This window comes from Streptomyces sp. CNQ085 (genome assembly GCF_022614595.1).
GTDB lineage: Bacteria > Actinomycetota > Actinomycetes > Streptomycetales > Streptomycetaceae > Streptomyces.
In genome coordinates, this window is record NZ_JAJFAU010000041.1 from 27552 (window position 1) to 31402 (window position 3851).

Sequence of the window (3851 nt, forward strand, 5' to 3'; positions counted from 1 at the left end):
GCCCGTGCCGGTGGCCGTCGGCGTACGGGGACCCCCCGGCCCGTGCCGGTGCTCTGCGTTGTCTGCTGCGGTCCTCAGCGGATCTGGTCCACGTCGACGAGGTCGACACGGACTCCGCGCCCGCCGAGAGCGCCCACGACGGTGCGCAGCGCGCGTGCGGTGCGGCCGTTGCGGCCGATCACCTTGCCGAGGTCGTCGGGGTGGACCCGGACCTCCAGCACGCGCCCGCGGCGCGGGTTGCGGGCGGCGACCTGCACCTCGTCGGGGTGGTCGACGATGCCCTTCACCAGATGGTCGAGGGCCTCTTCCAGCATGGTCACGCCTCGGTCGACTCGGCGGAGGCCTCGGCCTCGTCCGCCTTCTTGTCGGCCTTCTTCGCCTTCTGGGTGATGGCCTCACCCTTGGGCTCGTCCGCCGACTCCTTGGCAGCGGCCTCGAAGAGGACGCGCTTGTCGGCCTTGGGCTCGGCGACCTTCATCGGCTCCGGGGCCGGCAGACCCTTGAACTTCTGCCAGTCGCCGGTGACCTTCAGGATGGCCAGGACCGGCTCGGTCGGCTGCGCGCCGACGCCCAGCCAGTACTGGACGCGCTCCGAGTCAACCTCGATGCGGGAGGGGTTCCGCACCGGGTGGTACAGACCGATCTCTTCGATGGCCCGGCCGTCGCGACGGGTACGGGAGTCGGCGATGATGATGCGGTAGTGAGGCGAACGGATCTTGCCCAGTCGCTTCAGCTTGATCTTGACTGCCACGGGTGTGGTGTCTCCTGGTCTCTGGCGTGGTTGGACACGGCGGGATGCCACGTGGGGTTGTGGTACCCGAGTGTCCGAGTGGACGCGTCAGCCGGAGGAGAGAGGGGTCCTGTGCGGCTGTCGAGTACAGCCGCCCATTGTGCCACACCTCTTGTGCCGTACCCCGCGGGGGGCGGCCGGCATCCGGCCTCCCCCGGCCCCCCGGCCCGGCACGGCTTCGCGGCGCCTCAGCCCACCCCGACCGCCTCCTTCTCCTTGTCCGGAATGCGGAACGGCTTCCCGCAGGCCCCGCACATGATCGGCGCCTGGGCCAGTACGGACGGGACGACCCGGACGTTGCGCCCGCAGTCGCACACGGCCTTGACCCGCACTCCGCCACCCGACGAACCGTGCCGCGCGGCGGGGCCGCGGAAGGAGCGCGAGGTGTCGGTGGCGGTGGCAGCGCTGTGCGCGCGCAGAGCGCGCTGCAGCCGCTCGATGGTGGGCCGGTAGCGCCTTCTGGTCTCGGGCCTCATCACGACCAGCGAGAAGCCGCTGCTCGGATGCGGCTCCTCCGAGTGCTCCAGGCCCAGCTCCTCGGCGATCGCCAGGAAGCGGCGATTGTGGTAGCGGCCGGCACGCGAGGTGTCCCGGACTCCGCGGGCGGCGGCGATCCCGTGGACGGCCTCGTGCAGCAGCCGTTCGAAGGAGAGCTCGGCGCCGCAGGCGGACGACGACTCCCCGATCAGCGATTCGGGGGCGGCCAGATCGGGCAGCTCCGGGTGGTGCCGTTGAATGTCGGCCCACGCGAGCGCCAGCTCGGCGGCTAGTACAGGTGGTGTCGTGCTCACGTCGTGCACAACGAGCCAGAGTGTCCCGGTGTTCCGATTACGGGGCATCCCAAATAATTTGCACCTACCCGCCAGTTCGGGTTGATGCGCGCCGTCGGGGCCGGTATGCCGAGTCCGGCCGGCTCCTGGGCGGGACGCCCGGTGGGACTCCGCACACCGTGTCCGGGCGGCCCGGCGGCTCAGTAGGAGCGGGCGACCACGGCCACCGCACCCGGGGCGTCGTCGGACTCGGGTACCGATCCGTCCTCGCCGACCAGGCAGCGTACCGTGACGCCCTGCTCCGCGAGTCTCGCCTCACCCTCCGGGCCCAGACCGGTCCAGGGGATGCGGGCCCAACCGCCGCCGGCGGCGGCCTCGGCGGCCTCCTCCACCGTCCGCACGTTTGAGGTGCGGGCCTCGCGACGCTCGCGGGACCGGCGCAGCAGCAGCGCCTGGTCCTCCTCCAGAAGTCTCGGGCACAGCTCGGCCAGGACGTCGAGTGCCACCGGCTCCTTGCCCCCGGCGATGCGCCTGACCAGCATCGCGGTGCCGTTCTCCAGGTCGCGCGGACCGATCTCGACGCGCAGCGGCACGCCCTTGAGCTCCCAGTCCACCGCCCGCCGGCCGAAGGGGGTGTCGGTGCGGTCGTCCACCTTCACCCGGACACCGGCCGCGGCGAGCCGGTCGCCGGCCTCGCGGACCCTCGCCAGCACCGCGTCATCGCCCTTGACGGCCAGGACGACGGCCTGGACGGGGGCCAGGCGCGGCGGGATCCGCAGGCCGTCGTCGTCGCCGTGCATCATGATCAGGCCGCCGACCATCCGGGTGGAGGTGCCCCAGGAGGTCTGCCAGACCAGTTCCCGCCCGCCGTCCTTCGACAGGTAGCGGGTGCCGAACGCCTTGGCGAAGTTCTGGCCCAGCTCGTGGCTGGTGCCCATCTGCAGGGCCTTGCCGTCGCCCATCATGCCCTCCAGGGTGAGGGTGTTGACGGCGCCCGCGAAGCGCTCCCTGGCCGTCTTGCGGCCCAGTACGACGTCCATGGCCAGGACGTTCTCCATGAAGTCGGCATAGACCTCGCGGTGGATGCGGGCGGCGTAGTCGCGCGCATCCTCGTAGGTGGCGTGGGCGGTGTGCCCCTCCTGCCACAGGAACTCACTCGTTCGCAGGAAGACCCTCGGACGCATTTCCCAGCGCACCACGTTGGCCCACTGGTTGATCAGCAGGGGCAGGTCACGGTGGCTCCGCACCCACTTGGCGAAGTACTCGTTGACGATCGTCTCGGAGGTCGGCCGGACGACTACCGGCTCCTCCAGCTCCTTGCCGCCGCCGTGCGTGACCACGGCCAGCTCGGGGGCGAAGCCCTCGACGTGCTCGGCCTCCCTGGTCAGGTAGGACTGGGGGATGAACAGGGGGAAGTAGGCGTTGTCGGCGCCCGCGGCCTTGATACGGGCGTCCATCTCCCGCTGCATCCGCTCCCAGAGGCCGTACCCGTACGGCCGGATGACCATGGTGCCGCGCACCGGCCCGTTGTCGGCCAGTCCGGCCTTGTTGATCACGTCCTGGTACCAGCGCGGGAAGTCTTCCGCCCGGGGTGTGAGCACAGGAGCATTTGCCATGCCGCGCATGTTACGGCGGTCTGCTGCGGATGCGTGAACCGGACTGCCGGGGGAACGTAGGAGTGCGCGCGGGCAAGCACGGGTGGAAACACCCCGGCGCCCCTCTGGACTCGGGGACAGATGCGCAGTTCCCTGGCTTTCGGGGACTTCCAGGACCTCTCGGGGGACGAGACGGCGGCCGGTTATCCGGCGATCCTTCCATCGGAATGGGGATGTTGCGATGGCACCCACGCTCGCACAGCGGCACCTCCCGCGGCCCGCCCGGGACTGGGCGGAGATTCAGGAACGGATGCTGGTTCCGCTCTACGAAGCGGTATACGAACGGTTCGAGGTCGGACGTCACTCCCATGTGCTGGGCCTGGGCTGCGGCTCGGGCCTGGCGCTGGTGATGGCGGCGGCCCGGGGCGCGACCGTCACGGGGACGGACAACGACGAGGCACGCCTGGAGCTGGCCCGGCAGCGGCTGCTGCCGGAGCCGCAGTGGGGCGCGCGGCACTGGACCGCGCGAGTGCTGCCGGGCGGGCCGGACGGCGGCCCGGACCGAGCGGCGCTGCGCGAGGGGCCGCCGCCGACGCTGGTGACCGCTTTCGACAGCCTGCCCGACGCGGCCGTGCTCGCCCGGCTGGCGGGCGCACCCCGTTCCGCCGAGGGCCCCTACGCACAGCGCGAGCTGGT

5 protein-coding genes are annotated in these 3851 nt (G+C 71.4%); 1 reads left to right on the forward strand and 4 read right to left on the reverse strand.

Annotated elements, in window-relative coordinates:
* Nucleotides 1-74 precede the first annotated feature (74 nt).
* The 4 genes from LJ221_RS10125 to proS form a co-directional block, all read right to left on the reverse strand.
* On the reverse strand, nt 75-314 hold the full coding sequence (locus LJ221_RS10125; protein WP_241715540.1) for an RNA-binding protein: 240 nt from the start codon (nt 312-314) through the stop codon (nt 75-77).
* Nucleotides 315-316: 2 nt separating this feature from the next.
* A complete protein-coding gene (gene rpsP, locus LJ221_RS10130) occupies nt 317-751 on the reverse strand; it encodes a 30S ribosomal protein S16 (protein ID WP_241715531.1) in 435 nt (144 codons plus the stop codon).
* Nucleotides 752-978: 227 nt separating this feature from the next.
* Nucleotides 979-1629 carry a hypothetical protein gene (locus LJ221_RS10135; protein ID WP_241715533.1) on the reverse strand — a complete coding sequence of 217 codons (651 nt, stop codon included), beginning with the start codon at nt 1627-1629 and terminating at the stop codon, nt 979-981.
* A gap of 131 nt (nt 1630-1760) precedes the next feature.
* Nucleotides 1761-3176 (reverse strand): proline--tRNA ligase, encoded by a 1416-nt coding sequence (gene proS / locus LJ221_RS10140; protein WP_241715535.1) that lies wholly within the window; start codon nt 3174-3176, stop codon nt 1761-1763.
* Nucleotides 3177-3396: 220 nt separating this feature from the next.
* Between proS and LJ221_RS10145 the strand changes: the two genes are divergently transcribed.
* Nucleotides 3397-3851 (forward strand): methyltransferase domain-containing protein (locus LJ221_RS10145; protein ID WP_241715536.1); only part of this gene is annotated, 455 nt, incomplete at its 3' end.

Bases quoted from the DNA above. Each gene is read 5' to 3' on its own strand.
- LJ221_RS10125 (WP_241715540.1), bottom strand. From the start codon at position 314: ATGCTGGAAGAGGCCCTCGACCATCTGGTGAAGGGCATCGTCGACCAC.
- LJ221_RS10135 (WP_241715533.1), bottom strand. From the start codon at position 1,629: ATGCCCCGTAATCGGAACACCGGGACACTCTGGCTCGTTGTGCACGAC.
- proS (WP_241715535.1), bottom strand. From the start codon at position 3,176: ATGGCAAATGCTCCTGTGCTCACACCCCGGGCGGAAGACTTCCCGCGC.